Here is a 23,463-nt window from a genome sequence, read left to right as displayed (position 1 = left end):
GCTTAGTTATATTAGCCTATACTCCCTAGCTATCAACAACCTGTTAATCATTCCAATTTAAGGCTGATTCCGATTATCACTAAACACCTTATTCATAACTCGTTCCGCTAGGGCACTTTTGTGATCCGTGGATAAATGAGCGTATCGTTTGGTGGTCTGGGTACTTTTATGCCCTAGTAGTTCGGCAGTTTCATGCAAAGTGGCGCCATTCATAACGAGATAACTCGCAGCCGTATGTCTTAGATCATGGAAACGGAAGTTTTTAATGCCTGCACGGTTTAATGATTTATTCCACTGAACACGAAAGTTGAAAGGTTGATTTGGGTTAGAAGGCGAAGAGAATATAAGGCCTTTGCTTTGCTCCCGAAATTTCACCAATTCATCCATTGCTAGTGCAGGAATCGGGTTTATGCGTCGCGACCCATTTTTAGTCGTGGCCAACTTGGCAAGGCCTTTCTCAAAGTCAATGTCACACCAACGGAGATTTAGGATTTCCGACTTTCTCATGCCCGTAGTGATTGCCATCATCACCAGCAAATACATTTTATTCCAAGTTGATTTTTGGCATGCTATCAGTAAATTTTCCCGCTCTTTGTCACTTAAGAAGCGTTCAATTTCGTTTGGAGTGGAATCAACAGAAACGCCTTCGACGGGATTTTCGTCGAGATAGCCACGCTTGACCGCATATTTGAAGATGCTGGACAGAACAGCCTTTTGACGTAATACCGTATTACTGGAACGGTGCTTGTTAATTTCTACCGACTTTCCAGGCCCAAATCCTTTGAGTACCTTGCCTTTTGCGTAATGATCGAGGGCTTTTCGAACATCTGGTGATGTAATGGCTTTGATGGGTTTGCTTTTGAAAACCTCTTGCCAGTAGAGTGCGCGAGGTATTTGGTTCTCGTCTTTTTTATTCCACTTGGAAATGTATTCATCAACGAGTTCATGAAAGGTTAAAAAGTCCAGTTCGATACCAAGTTTGGAAAAAACATCTCTGCCACCAAACTTTTCGACCTGATCAGGAGTGAGATTGCTAATTTCGGATGGAGTTAGTGATAGAATCTCATCCAGCTTTGCATCGAAGTCAGAAGCCCATTGCTCAGCAACCTTCTTGGAAGAAAAGGTTTTAGCTTGGATGAAAGTGTAGTTTTTACGAATGTCGGCGCGAAAGCGACCGTTTTGAAGCTTGCGAATTGTTGCCATGTTGTCGGTCCAAAAACGTTAAACTGACAGTGCGCAAATTTTCATATGCACTATTTGTGCATTTTGTTGTGCACTGCTGGAGTTTAAAGCGTCTTCAACCGATGGCTTTTGGTTGATAACCTCTTGATTAACAAGAGAAGTTGATGGTGGGTCGTGAGCGATTCGAACGCTCGACCATCGCATTAAAAGTGCGGTGCTCTACCGGCTGAGCTAACGACCCTTCAATTGAATCGCCATTATACCCGATTTTTTTAGCCTAGCAAATATTTTTACAGTTTCGTTAAAGACAAATAGGGCCGGTTAGATCGTACAGATCTCTGACCGGCTCTCTACTCTAAGTTAACCGAGTTACTTACTAAACGTCAACCCATCTGGAGCCTTGTCTACCTTAACGACATCTCCCGGCATAAATCGCCCGGAAAGAATTTCGTTGGCGAGCGGGTTTTCCAGCTGTCGTTGTATAGCACGTTTTAAAGGCCGCGCGCCATAAACAGGATCGAAACCGGCTTCGCCGAGCAAGGCCAAAGCCGGTTCACTGATTTCCAAATCGATATCGCGCTCTTGCAAGCGGCGGCGCAATAGCCCGATCTGGATCTTACTAATGGCTCGGATTTGGTCCTGACCCAACGGATGGAACACGACGGCCTCGTCGATACGATTGATAAATTCAGGTCGAAAGTGCTGACCGACGATTTCCATCACTGCATCTTTCATCGTCGCATAGTTTTCTTCGCCTGCCAGCTCTTGGATGACATGCGAACCTAAATTTGAAGTCATCACTACCACGCAATTCCTAAAATCGACCGTACGACCCTGGCCATCGGTCAAGCGGCCATCGTCCAATACCTGCAGCAATACGTTGAACACTTCAACATGGGCTTTTTCGATTTCGTCCAACAGAATAACGGAGTACGGCTTGCGGCGAACCGCTTCGGTTAGATACCCCCCCTCTTCGTAACCGACATAGCCCGGAGGAGCGCCGATCAAACGCGCTACCGAATGCTTTTCCATAAACTCGGACATATCGATGCGCACCATCGCTTCCTCGGTATCGAACATGAACTCGGCCAAGGCTTTGCAGAGTTCGGTCTTACCGACCCCGGTCGGGCCGAGGAAGAGGAAGGAACCGTTCGGACGGTTCGGGTCCGCCAAGCCTGCGCGGGACCGCCGAATCGCATTGCTGACGGCTTTCAAGGCTTCGGTTTGGCCAACTACTCTTTTGGCCAATTCTTCTTCCATGCGCAGCAATTTCTCGCGTTCGCCTTCCATCATCTTAGATACCGGGATACCTGTCCATTTGGAGACAACCTCCGCAATCTCTTCCTCCGTCACCTTACTGCGCAGCAACCTGGTTTCCTGCATTTCGGCCTGCGAAGCCAAATCCAGTTCTTTTTCCAATTTCGGAATTTCACCGTATTGGAGCTCGGACATCCGCGTGTAGTCCTGGCTGCGACGCGCGGCCTCCAATTCCAAGCGCGCTTGCTCCAAACCTTCCTTGATTGTCGCCGTACCCTGCAATGCGGCTTTTTCGGCTTTCCAGATTTCGTCCAAATCGGAATATTCTTTTTCCAGCCCGGCGATTTCCTCTTGCAAGGTTTCCAAGCGCTTTTTCGAGGCCGCGTCGTTTTCATTTTTCATGGCCTCCCGCTCGATTTTCAACTGGATTAGCCGTCGATCCAGCCTATCCATCGCTTCCGGTTTGGAATCCATTTCCATCCGAATACGGCTGGCTGCTTCATCGACTAAGTCGATGGCTTTATCCGGCAGTTGACGGTCCGCTATATAGCGATGCGACAAGGTTGCGGCGGCAACGATGGCAGGATCGGTAATATCGACGCTATGATGAATCTCGTAGCGCTCCTTCAGGCCGCGCAGAATCGCTACCGTATCTTCCACGGTGGGCTCGTCCACAAGCACTTTTTGGAAGCGCCGCTCCAAGGCCGCGTCTTTTTCGATGTAATGGCGATATTCGTCTAACGTCGTTGCGCCAACGCAGTGTAATTCGCCGCGGGCCAATGCCGGTTTCAGCATATTGCCGGCATCCATCGCGCCTTCGGCTTTACCGGCGCCAACCATAGTATGCAATTCGTCGATGAACAGAATCACCTGACCTTCTAATTTGGCGATGTCGTTCAATACGGCCTTGAGGCGCTCCTCGAACTCCCCGCGGAACTTAGCGCCGGCAATCAATGCCGCCATATCCAACGCCAGTAATTGCTTACCTTTGATGCCTTCCGGCACTTCGCCGTTAACGATGCGTTGCGCCAAGCCTTCCACGATGGCGGTTTTGCCGACCCCGGGTTCTCCGATCAAAACCGGATTGTTTTTAGTACGCCGTTGTAAAACTTGAATCGTGCGGCGAATTTCATCGTCCCGGCCAATCACCGGATCCAGTTTGCCTTGTTCGGCGCGTTCGGTCAGGTTGATGGCATACCTTTTCAAGGCTTGACGCTGATCCTCTGCATTGGCATCGTTGACGGCCTGTCCTCCGCGCATGTTATCTATGGCCTTTTCAACCGCGGAAGCCGTTACCCCGCAGCGCTTCAAGATATTTTGCAAGGTACCGCTCGTCTCAAGCGCGGCCAGCACGAACAGTTCACTGGAGATAAAAGCATCTTTACGCTTTTGCGCCAGCTTATCAGTCAAGTTGAGCATGCGTGATAGTTCGTTTGAAATTTGCACGTCGCCACCGGAACCGGACACGCTAGCCAACCGATCGATTTCTTTGACTAGTTCATTGCGCAATGTGTTGACTTGAATGCCGGTCTGTTGCAATAAAGGTTTGGTGCTTCCGCCTTCCTGATCGAGTAACGCCAACATGACGTGCAACGGCTCGATAAATTGATGATCCTTGCCCAGCGCCAAACTCTGCGCATCGGCTAAAGCCTCCTGGAACTTGCTGGTGAGTTTATCCATTCTCATGCTGTGTACCTCTAAATAAAATGATCTTGCCGCTGAGATGAGGAACTATTTTGTTTTTTCAAGTCGGTTTATCGCAATCGAGTCAATTTTGTCTAAACTTTGGCGACTAGCACACGGGATCAAGGGGAACGTTTTATGCAAGCAAACTATACGCGCGATGCCGTTTTTCATGCCGAACGTTTACCCGTATTTGTGGGGCATAATCCCGATTGGGCTTTTGAACCGCACGCCGAAAAGCTATCGTTAACGAATGCTTGGTGGCTGTGCAACCTCAGTCAACTGGCATATTACGACGAAGCCGATGCAATTCCGGTTTTGGAACGCATGGGGCTAACATTCGAAGCTTTCATAGACGACAGAAAAGAACAAGACAGCAAAGGCAAATTGATCAAAGATACTCAAGCGCTTATCGTGTCGAATGATGAGGCTGTGATGGTGGTGTTTCGCGGCACGGAACCCGACGTGATTCAAGATATCCTGACAGACGCCAATTTACCGTTGGTTGATTTTCCCGGCAAAGGTAAAGTACACAGCGGTTTTTATGAGGCATTGAGCGGAGATTGTTGGCAGCACCTCGTGGAGGTATTGCAACGCAGACAGAATCGACACAAAGCCCTATGGATCAGCGGCCATAGCTTAGGTGCGGCCTTGGCAATGGTCGCCGCAGCACACCTTCAGCCAGCCGGAATATACGATTTCGGTTCGCCCCGGGTTGGCGACAGCGTATTTTGCGCCAGCTTTCAGAACATGAATTTCCACCGCTTTGCCAATTGCTGCGATCTGGTCACCCAAATCCCTTTGAAGGGTCTATTCGATTACCAACATGGCGGCATCTTGCAGTATTTCGACGGCGGTGGAAATTTACATACCGAACCGCACCAGGATTTTATCGAACGCGACCAATTTAAAGCGCGCTTCTTATATCCGTTCCAAGTCCGCCCCGTTCCCTGGCTGAGTTCGAGATTGCTATTTCGCAAATTGGTCGACCATGCCGTCGTTAACTACGCCTACGGTATTTGGAAAAATCTAAATCAATGAAGGCTACACAGGCCGAAGTCTATCGACACCATTTCAATAAAACCCCGGATCAATGGTCAGCGCTCGGCGAGAAGCAATAAGCATTAAAGCCTTGTATTTCCACGCTGATGCCCCTATCGGGTGCCGCCAATATAAAGTCTGAAATGGTTTCCAATATATCCTGATCAATGAATAGCGCTTTATTGCCGTCTATAATCAATTCGGCATCATTTGGAATAGAACTCAAGTGCCGACGCAACAAGGCTTTATTCAAAAACGACACGTCTTTATGCAGGCGTAGCAAACAATGGGAACCATGCACAGTCAGGGTCATGGCTTCATGGAAATTGGCCCGCAACACAAAGAAAATCCCAATTACCATACCGATCGTGATGCCTATCAGTAAATCGGATATCAAAATCGCGACGACAGTAATGATAAACGGCAAAAACTGATTCCAGCCTCTGTGGAAAAACTCGACAAATAGCTTGGGCTTGGCCAATTTATAGCCGGTTTGCAACAGTATTGCCGCCAAGCAGGCCAAAGGTATCGTGTTTAAGAACTCAGCCAAAAACACCACGCTGCTTAACAGGAGTATCCCGTGAAAAAAACTGGATAAACGGGTTTGACCGCCCGCGTTTATATTAGCCGAACTACGTACGATAACCGCGGTAATCGGTAATCCGCCGATCATACCGCTGATAATATTACCTAATCCTTGCGCTTTAAGTTCGCGGTTGGTCGGCGCTATGCGTTTATGCGGGTCCAATTTATCGACCGCTTCTATGCTCAATAGGGTTTCCAAACTGGCGATAACGGCCAAGGTCACGGCGATGCTAAAGATATTCGGATTGGCAATATAACTAAAATCGGGCATCTGCAACTGGTTGATGAAATTCGTCGCAGAGCCTAATTCCGGCAAAGTCACCAAATGTTTCTGATTAATAGACCATTCCGGCGCATAACGCATGGCCAGGCCGTTATAAACGATTCCCCAAACAACAGCCACCAATGGCCCTGGAATCAATTGCAAGATATTAATCCGTTTGAACAACTTACTTTCCCAGATTATCAGGATGAATAAGGAAACACCGCTTATTACCGTCGCGCCGGGGGTAATGCCTTCTAATGCATCAATCACCTCGAAAAAACTGGACTCGGCGGTCTCCTGCATATAACTCTCATCACCTTCAAAATCAACGTCGTAACCCGTGGCATGCGGAATTTGCTTGATGATCAAAATCAAACCGATTGCGGCCAACATGCCTTTGATAACCGAAACCGGAAAAAATGCACCGATCAAACCGGCTTTCAAATACCCCAATACCAATTGGAGAGCACCGGCAATCACCAAACTCAATAAAAAAGCGGAAAAGCTTCCCAGCGTATCAATAGCGTTAGATACGATAACCGTCAGACCGGCAGCCGGCCCCGAGACACTGAGATGCGACCCGCTGGCCAAAGAGACGACAATACCGCCGATAATGCCGGCTATCACTCCGGAAAACAGCGGAGCGCCTGACGCCAAGGCGATACCTAAGCATAAAGGTAGCGCAACTAGAAACACGACAATACTGGCCGGAATATCATGCCGTAAATCCGCCAGATAATAATGTACTTTGGATGTCATTATGGATTTCCAGTCTATTGTGTAAGTTGATATTAATCGGTGTACCGGTAAATCGGATGTATTTGCGTGTTATGGTCGAGTTTAATCAATTCCTCGATTAAACCATCTTCCAATCCGTAAACCCAGCCATGTATCGTCGGTTTATGGCCATGCGTCCAGGCCGATTGCACAATCGAAGAATGGGCAAGCCGATAAACCTGTTCGATGATATTCAACTCAATTAAACGGTTAATCTTTTTGGCCGGGTCGATCGATTCCAATTCATCCTGATGTAGGCGATATACATCTTTTATATGCAACAACCATTTATTGGTAATGACCAAGTCGGCTCTCTGAGGCTGCATGGCTGCTTTGACACCGCCGCAGCCATAATGGCCGCAAACGATGATATGTTTGACCTTTAACACCGAAATAGCATATTGCAATACGCTCAGGCAATTGAAGTCGGTGATGATGACTTGGTTAGCAATATTACGGTGTACAAAGATTTCACCCGGCTGCGCGTTGACAACCGTTTCGGCCGGCACACGGCTATCGGCGCATCCTATCCATAGAAAATCGGGTTTTTGCTCTTTGGCCAATTGTTTGAAGAAGTTCGGATCTTTCCTGCTAACCTCTTCAGACCAAGCTTTGTTTTCAAGCAATAATTTCGCGGGGGTGTGCATGGTTACCGTCCTTTTTTAAAGTGGGAGTAAATTGGTAGATTAAGTGCGACAGGGATTGTTCAACCACGGCGCCACATAGGTATCGATTTTTCATGGCGATTTACGCTCGCATTCAAGTCTCTGGCTTTAAATGATGTAACCATATTCAGTCTCCGGTTGGGATTGCCGCCAATTCCAGCGAACGCAAGGCCGGCAGATTCAAACGCTGCACCCAGGCCGATATGCTCGCGTGCTGATTATTGAATAAGCACTGTGGATAAACGCCTAAAACCAATACCAAAATCGCGGGCAGGGCCAGTAAAATCATTTCGCGCGGCCTTATATCCTGGACACGGGCAACAGCCTCGTGCGTTATCTGACCAAACCAACACCGTCTGACAAAGCCCAACATATAAGCGGCACCAATCACCGCGGCGAATAACACGATCAAAGCCAATACCGGATACGCTTGCACGGTGCCGACAAAAATCAATAACTCCGCCGGGAAACCATTAGTCGCAGGCAGGCCTATGCTAGACAGCGCAAACAGAAAAAACAGCACGGTCATACGCGGCATGGGCTTGGCCAAACCACCCAGGTGCACGAGCTCGTTGCTTCCTAAGCGCAGCTGTAGCATCCCGGCAATCAACATCAAGCTGCCGGAAACGATGGCGAAATTTAGCAACTGCATGATGGCGCCTTGCAAGCCGGACAAGGTAAACGAAGCGATACCGATTAACACCAGTCCTACGTGACTCACACTGGAATAGGCCAACAAACGGCGTAAATTGGTTTGTTGCAGCGCAATGAAGCCCCCGTAAATCAGGGTGATTGCGCCAAGGATGGCTAATAACCAACGATACTCCATCGCTGCAGACGGCGACAGTGGAATTGCAAATCGGACAATGCCGTACACGCCCAATTTTAAAGCGGTCAACAACGCGCTGAGCTGTGCCGGTGCTTCCATCGCCACCGTCGGTAACCAAGTATGAAATGGAAATAGCGGTGCTTTGACGCCAAAGCCTAATAACATTAATAAAAACACCAGGCCTTGTGTTTCGGAAGCGGCGGGATGTTTCAAAAGTTCCGGCAGACTAAACGCCAAATCTTGCGGAATACCGCCACCGACGAATTGAGCATGATCCAGCGCCAACAAGATAATCGCAAACAACAATGGCACGCCGCCAAACAACATATATAAAGTGTATTTCATCGCCGCGTAACGCCGTTCCGCACCTATCCCCCAGAGCCCGATCAAAAAGAAAATAGGCGGCAAGGTCAGCTCCCAGAATAGGAAAAACAACATCAAATCCAGCGAGGTAAACACACCGATCGTAACGCTTTCTAATGCCAACATCAGCCCCAAATGAAAACGACTCAATTGCTGAATCATATTCCAGCTGGCGAGCAAAGCCATCAGTGTCACAAGCGCCGTCATCGGTAAAAATAAAATGGAAATACCGTCAACCCCCAATTGGTAATGGATATTAAGGCTGGGCACCCAAGGCACGACTTCCAATAATTGAAAATCAGCGATTGCGGAGTCAAAACGCCGGACGGCCGCCAAAGTAAAACATAATTCGAATCCGGCTATCAGCAGGGCAAGCCTTTTGGCCTGCAAAGGATTGATACAAAACAATAACAAGACTGCACCGAACAACGGCCAGATCAAGCACAGCGTCAATAATGGAAAACTATCATTCATGGTCGATTTGATCGGTGGCCTTGATGCTCAGGATAGAATTCGCCGATTTCGCTGACTTCCTGGTCGATAAATTTCAGCCAGGGCGTCGTATAAAAACCGGTGGCGATCAGCAGCCCGCAAATCGTTACGGCGATGATGCGCTCTTTCAACACCGGATGATGCAAGCTGCTATATGGTTGAACCCAGCGTTTCGGGCGGGCGATGAACAAACGTTGAAAGGCCCACAGTAAAAAACCGGCCGCCATGACATTACCGAGTAAAATAGCGATGGCAATCAACCAGCCATGTTCCTCTATCGTACCTTCTATCATCAAATGGGCGGCATCGAAGCCCGGCGTACCCGGCATCACCATGGTGCTGAGTGCGGAAATCAGAAAGAGTAAAGCGATCGTGGAGTTGGTTTCGAACAATCCCCCCAAACGCGGCAAAAACGAGGTACGAGTCCGCTCGTAAATCAAACCGATGCTAAACAACATGCCGGCCGTCGCCAGGCCATAGGCTACCGATAACAAGATGCTGCCTTCCAGGGCAAAATCGTTGAACGAAAACACCCCGATAATCAACATGCCTATGTGGCTAATCACCGCAAATGCCAACAAACGGCGCATGTTGATCTGCATCAGCGCCAGCAAAGCCCCGTAGAAAATCGCGATCAACCCCAGGCTGACTACGAAATGCGCCCATTCCGCGGCGGCGGCAGGCACCACCGGAAGTATAAAGCGGATTACCGCATAAATACCCAACTTCAAACCATGCAGGAAAATCGCCGCGCTAGCCGCGGTGCCGTGTTCCGCCAGCAATGGCAGCCAGGCATGAAACGGAAATAAGGGCATCCGCACCGCAAAGCCGAAGAACAGCAGAATGAAGATTAATGTTTCATTCGGGATCGCTAGATTGTGATGTTTTAAGACCAGCCAATCGAAACTTAAGTCCAAGCCTTGCTGCATCAAACCGAAACTTAGCAATAAGAATCCGGCTAAACTCATGCTCAAACCCGATATCCAGTATTGCAATACCGTTTTGACCACTTGCTTGCGTATCGCGCCGGTCCCCGCCGATGAGGTCAGCAATACCACCGGAACCAATTCGAGTAGACACCAAAACCAAAATTGCATGGCGTTCAAGGCGACGAAGGCGCCGATCATGATGCCTTGATAAGCTAAAAGGCAGGCCAAAAACAGCTTGTCGTCGCGGTGGCGGGTAATCAGCGTGTAAACCAAGACCAACAAACCTAAAGTAGCCGCCAGCGGGATGAACAAAATATTGGTGCCGTCGACGCCGACACGATAAGCGATACCCGGCAGATTCAGGCTTTCCGCCAAATGTATGCCCGGCGCATCGGCATTGAACACTTGCAACAGGTAAATACTCAAACACACATTCAGGAGTGCGCCGCCGAAAGCTAAATACCACCTATATTGAGCGCCGGCCCGCAGCACACCGGCCATGGTCAGGAACGGCACCAATGTCAGCGCACTCAATAATGGGAAAAAGGTCTCTGATGGCCAATAAGCGATATCGGTCATGAAGCGTACCCCAGCGCCACCAATAGCGTAATCAACACAAATAAAGCCAGATAACGCGGGCTCAACAGCAATTGTTCGAAGCGATTGGCCGCCCGGCCCAAGCGCCGACCCAAATGAATCGAATCCCGGCCGATACCGCGCAAAATGAAGTGATATTCGAACAAACTCATCAAGGCTGCCGTCCACTGCGCCAGCTTGCCGGCCAGGCCGCTACCTTTTGCAAAACGGTCTTCCTCGCTGTCCAAATTGGCGCCCATGCGCTGTTCTTCCCATTGCGCCAACGACGAGACGGCTTTGATGGCCGGAGCGGGCGAACCGAGAACCGGGTCGATGACCTGCTCATCGATGCCTCGCATATCCTTGGCCAACTGTTGTACCGGCCTCACCAGCAACCAGTCCAGAGCAGGCTCCAACCAACCCCGTTGCAGCGAAGCCATGAAGGCCCAACGGCAATTCGCCAATACAGGAGAGATTGTTTTGATCGGCCGTGCTTGCGTGGCGTATAACAATGACGGCGCACTCAGCAGCAAATAAAACCGCACCACCGCATGGGCGCATAAATGCCAGGCAGCCAAGGTCCATAACCCCAAGCCGCATTCCAAAAACATCAAACCCAGTTGGGCCGAGGTGGCAAACACTTGCGAACTCTTGATGTCGGTTTGGCTCAGACCGACCCAATAACCGTAAACCGCGGTCAGCCCGCCGACTACGGCCAACACGTCCATGGCCGGCGGCGCTTGTTCGAATAAAGGCCTTAGTTGAATCAGCAAAAACACACCGGCATGTATCATCACGCCGCCATAAAAAATCGCGCTGGACGGCGTAGGGCCTTCCATTGCCCGCCCCAGCCAGGGCGTGAACGGTATTTGGGCCGATTTGGCAATGGCGGCCAACGCGAAGCTCAAAGCCAGCAAGGCGGCATCGCCGCGATCGAGTTCGCCGGCGTTTCCATTGATGACCTGCCAGTCGGCGCTTTCCAACCAGATCAAAGCCAATGCGATGCCCAAAATGAAACCGCCGTCACCAACCCGGTTGGTGACAAAAATCCGGGTGGCATTCTGCGCGGCGACCGGCCGGTCGTAGGCATAAGCGACTAAGCAGTAAGAACAAAAACCGGCCAATTCCCAGCCGACGAAGGTAAACACGGCGTTACCGGACAACACCAACAGCAGCATTGCGGACGCAAACAGATTCAACAAGAAAAAGAAGCGGTGAAAGCCGGATTCCCGGTGCAGATAGTTCACCGAGAAGCGCATGACGATCAGCAGCAACAGGGCAAACAATGCCGCTAGCGTCAGATTAAAGTCCGTTCCATGCAATTTGAAATCGATAGTCAATCCGCCCAGCCTGATCCAATCGCCGGCAAACTCAGGCCTGGCCATCAGTCCAAGCCGGTCGGCAAGCCATAATGCGAAAGCAATCAAAAACGACAGGCTAATCGCGCACACTGCAATGCGGGCGGTGATTTTTTCGCCGCATTCGTCGTCGATTATTCTAAAAAAATGTAGGCCGCCAATGGTAACTGAAGCCAATAACGGCAGCAAAGGGACAAACACAATCCAAATATTCATCGGCTAGCGGCTGCGGCTAAAACGGGTTGTTCAATCAACATCGGCGGCACAGGCAAGGTTTCGTCCCGGTAGCAATCCGGCGAATTCTTGCGTAGCGGTAACGCACGATCTTGGGCTTGCCAAGGCACGAAGCCCACGCCGCGCCGGAATACGAATATTTCACCATTGTCCGGGTCTTTGGCGCTCAAATGCAGCCATCCGCCGCCGACCAATTCCCGTATGCTTGGCTGTCCGGCATAAATTTGTTCCAATACCGCCGTTTTGGCTTCGACAACAAGCTGCAAGCGCATGGCTTCATGGATTTCGATCATTTGCTTCGGCAGGCCGGTGCGTAAATCGCTGCCGGCGCCTTCCATCACCGCACAAAAGCCGGTTAGGTTATGCGGCACCTTGGACCCGCACCCCAATCGCTCGTTGTTGACCGTGGAAAAGTAATATTCCAGGTTGATGCCGGCACCGACGGGACCGACGGCTAGTAATAGGCCTTCCAATGTCTTGCCGTCCGGATCTTGGGTCGGGTCGTAAGAAATCAAAAACAAGCGCCGGTCGAAAAATGCGCCTTGGCTCAACGAACGGCGGCCGACCAAAGCCGCGGCATTGGTGGCGTGACCCAGTTCCGGGCGGGCTTGGGAAAAGTCGCCGGCTCGATTCAGAAAATGCTTTAACGCTTGCCGGGGGCTGGGTTTTCGCGGCGCGGACGCCAGGCGGCGGCAGCGTTCGTGCGCGGACATGCGTTGGGCATGGGCCATCTCGCCGCTAAATTTTGCCAGCGCCGCTTGGCGGGCGGCGGGTACATCGGCTAGGTCGTACCAGGCGATACCTTCGTCGCAGGTATTGTGCTCGGCGCCGACAAACCAGGTGTCGTCCGGCACGGCAATACCCCGTTCGGCCAACAGTTTGCGCACTTGCGGACGATTGGCCATCGCCGCAAACAACCGTGCGTTCGGCCCGCCGTGGCGGCCGCTGCAAGCGCCGCAGTCATAGGCGGCCAGATGCGGATTGTTTTGGCTCATGGAACCGTGCCCCATCAGCACCACCAACTCGGCGAAACCGTAAGTCAGGCCGGTATTGCGCAGGAAGGCCGCGACGCGCTCGGCCTGTTCCCGGTCAGTGAAACCCAGTCGGGGCTGTTCGGGCGTCGCCGGGCCGTCATCGTCGCTTGCGGTAAATTGCAAGCGGGTATCGATTTCCGGCACGACCGCCGCGGCGGCGGCCGCCAACAAATTTTGTTGGCTTTTCGGGAATAGGCTTTTCAGCAGCAAGCCGCCTAAGGCCAGCGGGGCTACGGCATGAATTAACGGCATGCTTAGCAAGGCATCGCGGCGTAGGCCGTGGTGCAGCAGATAGGCCATATCTTGCTTCAGCTTGTTGCCTCGCCGGTGACCTTGCAGCGACGCATGTTGGCTCAGTTCCCGAACCTCGTGCGACGGCACGACCACTACCGGACATAGAGGCGTCGGTTTACTGTCGTCCAGACCCTGGTAATTCATAGGCACGCCGAAAAACCCGGCCGCCCCCAGCGTTTCTATCCGCGGATTCAGTTCCTCCAAGTGGCGGCGTATGCCTTCTTCGCGGTCGTCCATGCAAAAGATGATTTGCGCTTCCGGCCGTTGTTCGCGTTGGGCCCAGCGACCGCGGCCGCGATTGGCGTACAAGGCTTGCAATAAATCCTGTTGATAATGCCGCTCGTATGCCTCCAACCAGACCCGGCTGCGCTCGGCTTCACCGAAACCGTCGATGATGTTTAACCAGCTCATTAACTGCTCTTTGTCGAGCGCTTGTATATCGGCCGCCGTCAAGCCCAATTCCTTGCACAGGCGGAACAGGCGCCAACCATGGTTGAAAGCGCTCGGTTGATCTTTACGGTCGGCCAATGGACTATGACGCCAGGTCCAAATGCGTTCGGCCAATGCTTGCCAGGCCGCGGGACTGGTCGCGAAATTTGCCAACAACGCATGGGCGGATTGTGCCAGATATTCCGGCAAGCCGCCGTTAAATAAAGCTTGGCGGACCGCGAATTCAGCCGCATGTTTGTCAAAATAAGTCAGCAGTTTGTCCAGGCCGGCCTGGCAACGCCATTGTTCGCGGCAGACCGCGTGTAGCTGCAGTCTATCCAGGAACAAGCGGATCGCCAGATAATCAGCCAACTGCGGCTTGGTGGCATCGTCGGCCTGGTAAGACGGGTGGGTTTGCCGCCAGTTGATCAAGCCGGACCACCCCGGCAGTTCCAAAGCCAAGCGCCGCAAATAACCGGGCCAACGTGCGGGAGGAATGCCCAGGGCCTGCAATTGCTGCATGATGGCGTCGACGGCGTCTTCCGGCAAAGCAGCTTTCAGCGTCTGCCAATCCGGTATTTCCTGAAACGCCGGCAGCAGGTCGAAATCGGCGCAACGCAGCCAGGCTTGGTACAGGCCCAATGACTGGCGCTCCGGCAAACGCCACGCGGCTTGCCCTTCGTCCAGCACGCTGGCGCCTAAGCGGATCAGTTGCGGACGCACGCTGTCCAGGATATCGATGCCGGTCAATGCTTGCAGCAAACCGCGTAGCGTCAAACGATCGCCGACTTGAGCAAAGAAGGCCGCTATATCTTGTTTGGTTTGCAGCTGCATCGAATGGCTGTGGCTGTCCGGCCAGCTTTCGAGTTGCTCCTCGCTCAAATCCAATAGCTGTTCGGGATGAAGCTCCGGCGCCCGGATGTCGAGTTTCTCCATCAGACTCTGCCAAAGCCGTTTGGAGGCAGGGTCGCCGAATAGGTCAAGCTCCTGCACGTGCCAGTGCCATTGCGCCGGGCTGATCGGCGCCAAATCGCACAACAGAGCCAAACGGTAAAGTCGCTGTCGATCGCCAGCCGTTTCCGAGAAACCGAATTGCTCGGCCAAGACGGCGTCTATGTCGGCGTCGGCGATGCGGCCTTGCTTGTAAAAGCCGCGAAATTGTTCGGCGGGCAAGTAACAATCGATGCCGGTCAATGCCGAAAACTCCGCCAAGGCCTGTTCGAACGGCAGATGCTGGAAACCGTGTAAGGTGTTGTGATGCACGAAGTCGTGAATCGGCGCCTGACCGGGCAATACGTGATCCAGATGCTGGATCGCGTCGACTATGCTTTGTTTCAAAGCCTGCGGATCTGAAGTCATTACTTGCGTCATGACAGCCTCTCGCCAATGACTCTCAGCATTCTGAGGACTGTTTCATTCGATAAGGCGATCAACGGCGCCGGCATTAAACCGAACCAAACAATCCCGGCCACCAATGTGCCCGATGCCATCAGTTCGACCGGTTTCAGATCCGAAATTCGTTGCATTTGCGGTTTCACCGGGCCGGTGAACAGCATGCCGATGGTACGCATCGCATAGGCGGCGCTGATTAGTATGCTGAGACTGAAAAAGGCCATTAGACCGCCCCACTGCTGGAACCCGCCGATTAAAGCATGCAATTCGGCGATAAAGCCGACCGATCCGGGTAATCCCATCGCCGCCAATAGAGCCAGGGTTGTGAAGGCGGCGAAGCGCGGCATGACTTGCACCAGCGAACTGTAATCCTGAATATTGCGAGTGTGGGTGCGTTCGTATAACAAACCGACCAGCAAAAACAGCGCGCCGGCAATCAAGCCGTGGGCCGTCATCTGCAAGATCGCGCCGGTAAAGCCGGTTTGGTTCAAGGCGGCAATACCAAGCAAAACCACGCCCATGTGGCTCAATGACGAATACGCCACCATGGCTTTCAGGTCGCGCTGGCGCCAGGCCAGTAAGCCGCCGTAAATCATGCCGAACAAGGCCAGAAATACCAGGGCCGGTTGCAGCAGGCTCGCGGCCACCGGCAGCATGACCACCGTACGTAACAGACCGTATGCGCCCATTTTCAGCAGGATGCCGGATAGCAGTATACTGATAGGGCTAGGCGCTTCGACATGGGCCAAGGGCAACCAGCCGTGCAAAGGGAATATAGGCATTTTCACGCCAAAACCCAGTAAAAAGCCCAGTAATACCAGCACTTGTTCGACTACCGGCATGTTTTGCGCCGCTTGTCCCATCGAAACCATCAACGATCCTTGATGTTCCAAGTCGTATTGGCTGATCGCCAGCAGGCTGAGCAGCATGAATACCGAGCCGCCCATGGTGTACAAAACGAAATTCAGACTGGCGGCATGCCGGCGTTTGCCGCCCCAACGGTCGATCAGGAAAAACAAGGGAATTAATGTGACTTCCCAAAAGATGTAAAACAGGGCCCAATCCTGAGCCATAAATACGCCCAGCATGCCGAATTCCAACAACAAAATGCAGATGTGATAGCCTTTGACGCCCTCGTTTATCGAAATCGAGGCCAACAAGGCAATCAAGGACAGCAACGCGGCCAAGACCAACATCGGCATGGATAAACCGTCGACACCCAGCGCATAGGCGCTGCCCAGTTTCGGATTTAAAGGATAAAACTCACTGAACTGCATGGAACTGCTATTGATATCGAATGCCACCAATAGCCAACACACTAATAGCAAGGTAATACAGGCCATTACGTAGCTGATAGACCTAATCAGCCCAACACGATTTCCCGAGATTGGGACAATCATTAACGCGCCCAAGGCCGGTGTCCAAAGCAGCATGCTCAATATTGCCATTACCAATGTGATGTTAAGTCAGATTGGGCCTGCATTCTAAAGCTTTTGGTTGAAATGGGCCAATTTTCTTATCTTTGGTTTATTTCAACCATTAAGTATTGGCCTTACTCAGCGCGGCATCAAGTCTTTTAGCGACAATACCTTGGAGGTCTCGACCTGATCGATTTCGCAAACTTAATCGCTTCGTGTAACCTAGCCAGATTCCTCGTTAGATCACTGGAAAAACACAAACAAATGGAAATCCGTGTCATTTTTAAGTCATGCAAATTCATCTAATCGCCGTCGGCAATAAAATGCCGAACTGGATACAGCAAGGCTATAATGAATACGCCAAACGCCTACCGCGCGAATGTGAGCTAATATTAAAAGAAATCACGCCTGACAAACGCCGTAGCGGTGATATCGCGCGAATCACCAAAGAAGAAGGCCAACGCATGCTGGCGGCACTGCCACCACGCTCCCATATCGTCACGCTCGATATTCCCGGCAAACCCTGGAGCACCGAGGATTTAGCGACATCGCTGCAACGTTGGCTGTCGATCGGGCAACCGGTAGCGTTGATGATTGGCGGTCCGGAAGGTCTATCTCAGAATGTCAGAGACCGTGCTCAGGAATGTTGGAGTTTGTCTCCTTTAACGTTCCCACATCCGCTAGTGCGAGTGATAGTGGCGGAACAAATTTACCGTACGTGGAGTCTTTTAAACAACCATCCTTATCATCGTTAACTACATGGACTCCCAACTTGTTCTTGCCTCTGCCTCCCCTCGCCGTAGCGAATTGTTAAACCAAATCGGCATCAGCCATTCAATTCATGCAGTCGACATTGACGAAAGTCCGTGGACGGGCGAATCGGCATTGGCCTATACCGAGCGTGTCGCCAATGAAAAATCGGCGGCATGCCGCGCTTTACTAACGGGTAATTTACCGGTTTTGGCCGCGGACACTTGCGTAGTCTGCGATGGAGAAATCTTGGGCAAGCCCCGAAACGAAGCGCATGCGCTTGAAATGTTGAGCAAACTTTCCGGCCGCAGCCACGAAGTGTACAGCGCCGTATCACTTAGGGGTCATGGTCATTGGCAAGCAATGAGCGTTAGCGAAGTAACATTTAGAAAGTTAGGCGATAGCGAAATCTTGAGCTATTGGCTAACGGGCGAACCGTACGACAAGGCCGGTGCATATGCCATTCAAGGTTTGGGCAGCATATTCGTAGAATCGATTAGGGGTAGTTTTTCCGGGGTGATGGGCTTGCCGCTGTTCGAAACAGCACAACTATTAGCTAAACAAGGAATCAGAGTCATCACATGAGTGAAGAAATTTTAATTAACGTAACGCCGCCCGAAACCCGGGTGGCGGTAATCGAAAACGGCGTATTGCAGGAACTCATTATCGAGCGGGTTCGTCAAAAAGGTTTGGTCGGCAACATCTATAAGGGCGAGGTATGCCGGGTACTGCCCGGCATGCAGGCGGCTTTTGTCGATATCGGCCTGGAAAAAGCCGCGTTTTTACATTTATCCGATTTCAACAGCCAGGAATTGGAAGGTGGTTCGGAAAATATCGAACATTATTTAAAGGAAGGTCAGAAAATCGTCGTGCAAGTGACCAAAGACCCTCTAGGGAACAAAGGCGCGCGCCTAACCACTGATATTTCGATTCCTTCGCGCTATCAGGTCTATATGCCTTATGCGGCTAATTCCGGCGTTTCGCAGCGTATCGAAAGCGAAGAAGAAAGAGTCCGCCTGCGCGCCTGCATAGAGGGTTATCTACAAAAGCACGCCGTGCCCGGCGGCTTTATTGCGCGAACGGCGGCCGAATGCGTCGAGGAAGCGATTCTGTATTCCGACATGACTTTTTTATACAAACTCTGGGAATCCATTCTGGAAAAGAGTAAAAAAGCCAAGATCAAATCTCTTATTCACGAAGATCTGCCGCTCAGCGTTCGCACCCTGCGCGACTTATATAAAGAAGGCATAGAAAAAGTCCGGGTCGATTCCAAGGAAACCTTCTTGCGACTGATCGAATTCGCCGAAACCTTCGTGCCCGAAGTGGTGCCGGTCATCGAGCATTATTCGGGCGAGCGGCCCGTGTTCGATATTTACAATGTCGAGGATGAAATCAGCAAGGCGCTGGATCGCAAAGTCAAATTAAAGTCGGGCGGGCATTTGGTATTCGATCAAACCGAGTCCATGACCACGGTAGACGTTAATACCGGCGGTTATGTGGGCGGACGCAACCTGGAAGAAACCATCTTCAAAACCAATCTGGAAGCCGCCCAAGCCATTTCGCGGCAGCTGCGCCTGCGTAACTTGGGCGGCATCATCATCATCGATTTCATCGATATGCAGAGCGAAGACCATAAAAAACAAGTTATGACAGCACTGCAACGCAACCTTGACAAGGATCACGCAAAAACAAAGATCACCGAAGTTTCGGCACTCGGCTTGGTAGAGATGACCCGCAAGCGTACACGCGAGAGCTTGGAACATATTCTCTGTGAACCTTGCACTACATGCGGAGGCCGCGGCGTACTAAAAACCGCCGAATCGATTTGTTTGGAAATTTTCCGTGAAATCATTCGCGTGGTAAGACAATATAGTGTGCAACAAATACTGGTGCTGGCATCCGAGCAGGTGGTAGAAATGTTATTGGATGAAGAGGCGGATATGCTTGCCGAGTTGGAAGTCTTTTTAAAAGTGGCTATTAAGATCCGGGCTGAAGCCGAATACAACCAGGAACATTACGACGTCGTATTGCTGTAGGTCTTGCATTTCGTGATTGGTCATATAACCCGGGCAACCCGTCATCTGCTGTTTTGGTCGCTGATTGCCATAGCATTGCTATTGACCGCGGCACGCGTTTTTCTAGCCAGCTTAGATAATTACCAGCTGGAACTGGAACAAAAAATTCGCCACATCACCGAGACACCGATTCGCATCGGCAAGCTGGAAGCCGGCATGCGAGGCTTCAACCCGGAAGTCATCTTGCGTGAAATCAGTGTCGAAGCCGACGATTCCAAAGCAAAGCCCGACATTCAACTTCGAGAAATTCGTCTCGGCATTGATTTTTGGACCTTATTGCGCCGCCAAGATTGGCTGTCTTCCACTCGCGTCACTTTGGTCGGCGCGAAAGTCAGCATCACTCGAAATATCGATGGAAACTTTTCGATCAAAGGCCTGCAGGCAAGCGACGAACCGCCTGTTTGGCTATTAAGCGGCGGCAAATATGAAATCTTGGATAGTCAAATTAGTTGGCAGGATTTAAAACGGCATGGTGATCAAGTACATTTTGACCATATCGATTTCGTCCTGAAAAATCACTATGGCGGCCGCAGTCACGAAGTACATCTTGTCAGTGACTTGCCAAAGCAATACGGCGATAGCCTGCGCATCTCTGCGCTAATCACCGGCAATATAGCTCAAGGCAAGGATATTGGCGGCCAGCTTTATATCGAAGGCACGGATCTGCAAGCTTCAGCCTTGGTCACAGGCGATTTGCCATTTGGCTTAATCCTTCAATCAGGGGCGGGCGACATTAGAGTCTGGAGTCTATGGCGAGATTCCAATCCCTATCAAATTGATGGCTATATCCAGGCCCAACAAATCAGTATCAGCAAAAATCAAGGGCCACCTTTGCAGATGGACACATTCCAGGCCAATTTTTCATGGAGTAATAACGAAGATCGTTGGCGTCTGGCCGGTTATGACGTCAATATCTACACCCAACGACAACGCTGGCCCGAGGGTTCTTTCTACTTACAGCAAGATGTTCAAGGCGACCTATCGGCCATCATAAAGCAATTGGATTTGCCCGCAGCCATGTTTTTGGCGCCACTGTTTGTGCCTGTGGAGCACACTTATGCCGACTGGTTAAAACTTAACCCGAAAGGACGACTACGCGATGTCAGTGTATTCGTCAGTAACGATTTTGATAATTATGCAGTTCGCGGCCGCTTCGATGGTTTAAGTGTCGACTCCTTCGGTGCCATACCTCAAATACTCAACCTAAGCGGGGAAATCAGTGCGAATAATCGCTACGGCCAAATTATTCTTGATACCCACGATGCGCTGGCCAAAGTCGACGAACTGTTTAGAAACGCCATCAATATCAAACGAGTACAAGGCAGCGTTCATTGGTGGCAAACGCACGATGCCTGGCAATTCTATAGCCGAAACCTAGTAGCCGATAGCACCGAGTTTAAGACCGTCACTGATTTTAATCTGTTGATTTCAAAAGCCGGCGCCTCGCCCGTGCTGGATATGCGAACACGTTTCGGCGAATTCACCGATATTAGTCAAGTGCATCGATATTTGCCTGCCAAGATCATGAACGAAGGCGCCGTCGAATGGCTTGACGACGCTTTCGTCGCCGGCCAAATAAATCGAGGTGAAATGGTCATCGAAGGCGCACTCGATCAATTTCCGTTTGCTCGCGGGCAAGGCCGCTTCGAAACGGTGTTTACGATTGAAAACGGCGAGTTTCAGTTTAATCAGGATTGGCCTCATCTGCGCGATTTATACGCCGATGTGCAATTTTTGCGGAACGACTTGCAGGTTGCTATATGGGATGGCCGTAGCGAACAGGTCGAGATTGATCAAGCCGTTGTCACGATGCCGGACTTAGCGGACGGCGAATATGTTTATGTCTGGGGACAATTGAACTCCAAGATTATGAACGCCTTTGGACTTCTGGAAAAATCTCCTTTAAAGGAAAAAATTGATCCGATTGTGAATTTAATCGACGCAAAAGGAAGCACACGCGTCGATTTGGAGTTGAAAATTCCTTATGAATTGGAAGAGCCCGCCCAAGTCAACGTTAATGCCAGCTTAAATGGTGCAGAGCTAACATTAAAACCTATCAATCTGAAGGTGGACGGCATCAAGGGCGTATTGAAATTTACCGAAGACAGAATAGGCAGCGGACCTTTAAATGCTCGTGCATTGGGGTATTCAATACTAGGTGAATTGAATAGCGATGACGATGCCACTTATCTCAAAATAGATGGCGATTCCGATATCGAACACTTGGAAAATCAATTTACGTTTCTACAAAACGATTCGGTAACAGGCGAGTTTTCTTATCATGCAAAGTTGACGCTACCCTATAGCGACGAACGGCCCGGTTTATTGGACATTACCAGCTCGCTGAAAGGCGTCAACATTAACGGTTTAGCCCATCTCGAAAAAACGGCGCCGGATGAAATACCGTTACATTTGAATTTTGAGTTCGATAACGCAGCGTTAATGCCGTTGCAGGTAAGTTATGGCAACCGATTGCAGGCTTTTTTACTAGTCGACAAAAATCGCGATCGCCTATATTCCGGCAATATAGTAATCGGGCAAGGCCGTGCTAATCGTTACAACAATGCCGGCATAACGATTGATATCAAACAACCGACTTTCAACTTGTCCGATGCCATCGGTGGTTTCAGTGCGAGCGATGAAAGCAGCCTCCCTCCACTTAGAGAGATTACCATCGACACGGAAAACCTGCTGTGGGGGGAACAGGAGCTAGGCGCTATGCACTGCCAAGTCCGGCGCGTTAATCAAACATGGGACGGCATCATCGATAGCTCTCTGGCGAAGGGACGATTCCGGATTCCTGACAAGCTTAGCGGAAACGATCATATGCGATTTGATATGGAATATTGGAATCTTACAGGCATGGAGAAGATGAGCTTCGCAGGTGTAAATAACGTCACCGCAAGTTCATTACCACTAATCGACCTGAATAGTGAAAAATTGCTTTGGCACTCAGTGAATTTAGGGAGCTTACAGTTGCAAACCGAACGTTTAAGCAAGGGTATTCACTTTAAAACGATTCGTGTACAAAACGATAAAGGAATAATGGATCTTACCGGCGATTGGTTAGAACAACCTTCCGGTACCAGCACTCAGATCCGAGGTAATCTGAAAATGGATCACTTCGGCCGCCTATTGTCGCAACTAAGGGTTACGGATGATTTCAAGGAAACATCCGCCAATATCGATGTCAACGGCGAATGGACGGGCGGGCCTCATCAGTTTTCGATGGACCGTTTGAATGGACAAATACGTATCGAGCTAAGAGACGGCCGCATCTCTAGCATCGAACCGGGATTCGGCCGGCTGCTTGGCCTGATCGCTATGGAACAATGGGTAAAACGACTAAGCTTGGACTTCAGCGATATCTATCGTGAGGGATTGGCGTTCGACTCGATACTGGGAAATTTCAAAATAAAGAACGGTTTAGCTTTCACCAACGACTTATCGATCGATGCCATGGCCGCTACTTTCAATATTGCCGGTTTTACCAATCTGGTCAACAAGACCATAAATCAACGCGTGGCGGTGATACCAAAGAGTTCCGACGCAGTACCCATTGCTGGTACAATCGTCGGCGGGATTGCCAGCATCATCACGCAAGCGGTAACTGACGATTATAAAGAAGGTTATTTTTTTGGGTCACAATATCAACTAACCGGTAAGTGGAACAATGTCGAAGTAACGCCGCTTCACGAAGAGGATGGATTACTTAATAAGACTTGGAGAGGCTTGACAGAGTTCGACTGGCTCGATTCGATTACAAAATAATTATGCACCCCCGCGACATCTCTTACTCATTTTTATTTCGGAACAACATAAAAAAATAATAAGG

At 50.6% G+C, this 23,463-nt stretch carries 14 protein-coding genes and 1 tRNA gene; 5 read left to right on the top strand and 10 right to left on the bottom strand.

Annotated elements, in window-relative coordinates; all coding sequences use genetic code 11:
* Nucleotides 1-57: 57 nt before the first annotated feature.
* The 3 genes from ACW73I_RS09140 to clpB all read right to left on the bottom strand — a co-directional run bounded on the left by ACW73I_RS09140 (nt 58) and on the right by clpB (nt 4,125).
* Nucleotides 58-1,203, bottom strand: coding sequence for a tyrosine-type recombinase/integrase (locus ACW73I_RS09140; RefSeq protein WP_458028966.1), 1,146 nt, complete (start codon nt 1,201-1,203; stop codon nt 58-60).
* Between the two features lie 144 nt (nt 1,204-1,347).
* A tRNA-Lys gene (locus tag ACW73I_RS09135) sits at nt 1,348-1,423 on the bottom strand.
* A gap of 128 nt (nt 1,424-1,551) precedes the next feature.
* Nucleotides 1,552-4,125 (bottom strand): ATP-dependent chaperone ClpB, encoded by a 2,574-nt coding sequence (gene clpB / locus ACW73I_RS09130; protein ID WP_458028965.1) that lies wholly within the window; start codon nt 4,123-4,125, stop codon nt 1,552-1,554.
* Nucleotides 4,126-4,260: 135 nt separating this feature from the next.
* Here clpB and ACW73I_RS09125 point away from each other — a divergent pair, with 135 nt between their 5' ends.
* The gene (locus ACW73I_RS09125; RefSeq protein ID WP_458028964.1) at nt 4,261-5,163 is read left to right on the top strand and encodes a lipase family protein; all 903 of its coding nucleotides are present in this window, start codon (nt 4,261-4,263) and stop codon (nt 5,161-5,163) included.
* Nucleotides 5,164-5,212: 49 nt separating this feature from the next.
* Here the strand turns inward: ACW73I_RS09125 and ACW73I_RS09120 are convergent, their stop codons facing one another.
* The 7 genes from ACW73I_RS09120 to ACW73I_RS09090 form a co-directional block, all read right to left on the bottom strand.
* Complete coding sequence (locus ACW73I_RS09120; protein ID WP_458028963.1) at nt 5,213-6,772, bottom strand: SulP family inorganic anion transporter; 1,560 nt, start codon at nt 6,770-6,772, stop codon at nt 5,213-5,215.
* A 32-nt stretch (nt 6,773-6,804) separates the two neighbouring features.
* Complete coding sequence (gene can / locus ACW73I_RS09115; protein ID WP_458028962.1) at nt 6,805-7,437, bottom strand: carbonate dehydratase; 633 nt, start codon at nt 7,435-7,437, stop codon at nt 6,805-6,807.
* A 145-nt stretch (nt 7,438-7,582) separates the two neighbouring features.
* Complete coding sequence (locus ACW73I_RS09110; RefSeq protein ID WP_458028961.1) at nt 7,583-9,121, bottom strand: complex I subunit 4 family protein; 1,539 nt, start codon at nt 9,119-9,121, stop codon at nt 7,583-7,585.
* Nucleotides 9,118-10,647, bottom strand: a complete 1,530-nt coding sequence (locus ACW73I_RS09105; RefSeq protein WP_458028960.1) for a complex I subunit 4 family protein — start codon at nt 10,645-10,647, stop codon at nt 9,118-9,120. Before ACW73I_RS09105 ends, ACW73I_RS09110 begins: the two co-directional genes overlap by 4 nt.
* Nucleotides 10,644-12,218: a proton-conducting transporter transmembrane domain-containing protein gene (locus ACW73I_RS09100; protein ID WP_458028959.1), complete on the bottom strand. Its 1,575-nt coding sequence runs from the start codon at nt 12,216-12,218 to the stop codon at nt 10,644-10,646. Before ACW73I_RS09100 ends, ACW73I_RS09105 begins: the two co-directional genes overlap by 4 nt.
* Nucleotides 12,215-15,364 (bottom strand): DUF2309 domain-containing protein, encoded by a 3,150-nt coding sequence (locus tag ACW73I_RS09095; protein WP_458028958.1) that lies wholly within the window; start codon nt 15,362-15,364, stop codon nt 12,215-12,217. The genes ACW73I_RS09100 and ACW73I_RS09095 overlap by 4 nt, the downstream gene beginning before the upstream one ends.
* A complete protein-coding gene (locus tag ACW73I_RS09090; protein WP_458028957.1) occupies nt 15,361-16,833 on the bottom strand; it encodes a complex I subunit 4 family protein in 1,473 nt (490 codons plus the stop codon). Before ACW73I_RS09090 ends, ACW73I_RS09095 begins: the two co-directional genes overlap by 4 nt.
* 260 nt (nt 16,834-17,093) lie before the next feature.
* On the opposite strand from ACW73I_RS09090, the gene rlmH reads away from it, so the two are divergent.
* Genes rlmH through ACW73I_RS09070 form a run of 4 tightly spaced genes read left to right on the top strand, consistent with a single transcriptional unit; the run spans nt 17,094 to nt 23,399 of the window.
* The gene (gene rlmH / locus ACW73I_RS09085; protein WP_458028956.1) at nt 17,094-17,558 is read left to right on the top strand and encodes a 23S rRNA (pseudouridine(1915)-N(3))-methyltransferase RlmH; all 465 of its coding nucleotides are present in this window, start codon (nt 17,094-17,096) and stop codon (nt 17,556-17,558) included.
* A gap of 4 nt (nt 17,559-17,562) precedes the next feature.
* Nucleotides 17,563-18,138: a Maf family protein gene (locus tag ACW73I_RS09080; RefSeq protein ID WP_458028955.1), complete on the top strand. Its 576-nt coding sequence runs from the start codon at nt 17,563-17,565 to the stop codon at nt 18,136-18,138.
* A complete protein-coding gene (gene rng, locus ACW73I_RS09075; RefSeq protein WP_458028954.1) occupies nt 18,135-19,589 on the top strand; it encodes a ribonuclease G in 1,455 nt (484 codons plus the stop codon). Before ACW73I_RS09080 ends, rng begins: the two co-directional genes overlap by 4 nt.
* Nucleotides 19,590-19,601: 12 nt before the next feature.
* Nucleotides 19,602-23,399 carry a YhdP family protein gene (locus tag ACW73I_RS09070; RefSeq protein ID WP_458028953.1) on the top strand — a complete coding sequence of 1,266 codons (3,798 nt, stop codon included), beginning with the start codon at nt 19,602-19,604 and terminating at the stop codon, nt 23,397-23,399.
* Nucleotides 23,400-23,463 lie beyond the last annotated feature (64 nt).

The organism is Methylomonas sp. MgM2 (genome assembly GCF_054172045.1).
This window is presented reverse-complemented; position numbering and strand designations above follow the sequence as displayed.